Source organism: Halorubrum sp. AJ67 (assembly GCF_000513435.1).
The window spans coordinates 1-1,472 of the sequence record NZ_CBVY010000030.1 but is presented as its reverse complement, the minus strand read 5'-3'; the positions used below and the strand labels follow the sequence as shown (position 1 = coordinate 1,472).

The 1,472-nt window shown below is 69.1% G+C and carries 1 protein-coding gene; it reads right to left on the bottom strand.

Annotated features, from left to right (window positions below):
* Window positions 1-1,472, bottom strand: a 1,472-nt coding sequence (locus BN903_RS14590; protein WP_048078423.1) for an FAD-binding and (Fe-S)-binding domain-containing protein, incomplete at both ends; no start/stop codon positions are given.

Sequence of the window (1,472 nt, the reverse complement as noted above, 5' to 3'; positions counted from 1 at the left end):
CCTCGGCGGGCGCGTCGAGTGCGAGTGACTCGTCGAGCCGGAAGGCGTCGACGTACTCCATGACCCCGTAGGCGTTCTCCGAGACTGCGGCCACGTCGTCGTCGGGCACGTCGCTGGCGTCGCCGTCGAGTAAGTCGTGGTAGTCGGACTGGAGCATGACGGCGTCAGAGGGCTCGACGACGACGACCTCCCACCCGTCCCGGACCTCGGGCGCGAGCGTCTCCACGGCGTCTCTGGCCGTCGCGCGCGACACGTCGAGCATCCCCTTCGAGTGGGGCGGGCGACCGCTGCCGTCGACGTCCGGAATCTCGACGTGGCAGTTCGCGGCCTCCAGCACGCGCACCGCGGCCTTCCCCGCGCCGGGGTTGACGTAGGTGGTGTACACGTCGGGGAACAAGAGTACGTCGCGGTCCGCCTCGTCGCGCGGGACGCCCGCGCCGCCGCGGGCCTCGAACCAGTCGGTGAGCGTCTCCGAGCGGAACTCGGGGAGGTCGCGCTCCCGCGCGATCCCGAGCGCCTTCTCCGCGAGGAGGCCGCTCCCGGGGATCTTGTTCGGGAGGTTCGAGAGGGGTGCGAGCGTCGAGGCGAGCGGCGCGAGGTCCTCGAAGCGACCGAGCAGCCGCGTGCGCAGGTCAAGCCCCTGCTCCTCGTGGTGGGCGTGTTCGACCTCCGCCTTCAGCTTCGCCATGTCGACGCCGCTCGGGCAGTCCACCTTACACCCCTTACAGCCGACACACAGGTCCATCACCTCAGTGACGAACTCGCCGTCGGTCGGGTCGTCGGGCAGTTCGCCGCTGATCGCGCCGCGGAGTATGTTGGCCCGGCCGCGGGTCGACTGGATCTCCTCCTCTGCGGCGCGGTAAGTCGGACACATGGTGCCGCCGGTCGTCTCCTGCGGCCCGCGGCAGCCGCCGCAGCCGTGACACAGCTCCACCATCCCCTGCATCCCGTTGTCGATCGCCCACTCCATCGCGGGGTCGAAGCCGGCGTCGTACTCGTAGTCGGCGTCGAACCGGAGGTTCTCGCCCATGTCGTGGTCGCCGCAGACGTTCCCGGGGTTGAGCAGCCAGTCCGGGTCGAACGCGGTCTTTAACTCGCGGAACGCCTCCCACAGGTCGTCGCCGTACAGCTTCCGGTTCCACTGGGTGCGCGCGCGGCCGTCGCCGTGTTCGCCGGACACCGATCCGCCGAGCCGGACCACGGCGTCGGTGACGCGGTCGGCGATGTCGACCATCGCCTCGACGTCGTCGACCTCTTTCGTGTTGATCAGCGGCCGGATGTGTAACACGCCCGGCCCGGCGTGCGCGTAGAAGGTGGCGAACGTGTCGTTGTCTTCGAGTATCTGCTGGAACTCGCGCGTGTACTCGGGAAGGTGTTCGGGCGGGATGGCGCAGTCCTCGATGAAGGAGATGTGCTTCTCGTCGGTGGTGCGGGAGAGTAAGATCGGGAGCCCCGCCTTCCGCATCTTCCAG